General features: G+C 51.0%; 1 tRNA gene. It reads left to right on the plus strand.

Features of this window, described 5'->3' with window-relative positions:
* The first annotated feature begins 118 nt into the window (after positions 1 to 118).
* A tRNA-Glu gene (locus NG42_RS21690) sits at positions 119 to 193 on the plus strand.
* Positions 194 to 308: the final 115 nt, after the last annotated feature.

Consider the following 308-nt stretch of genomic DNA (forward strand, 5'->3'; position numbering starts at 1 on the left):
AGGGGAACCTGCGGTTGGATCACCTCCTTACCTATGTGAAGATACCCGCGCAGTGCCCACACAGATTGTCTGATGAAAAAGTAATGAGCAAGGCGCCTGCGAAGTCGCGACACCCCGTGTCCCCTTCGTCTAGCGGTTAGGACTCCGCCCTTTCACGGCGGCAACAGGGGTTCGAATCCCCTAGGGGACGCCACTTGCTTGGTGACAGGTGAAAGGTGTCGCTGAAAATATCTTAAAACTGACTTTCGAGTCAGGATTTAAGATATTGCTCTTTAACAATCCGGAACAAGCTGAAAATTGAAACGACA

The organism is Winslowiella iniecta (assembly GCF_001267535.1).
Lineage (GTDB): Bacteria > Pseudomonadota > Gammaproteobacteria > Enterobacterales > Enterobacteriaceae > Erwinia > Erwinia iniecta.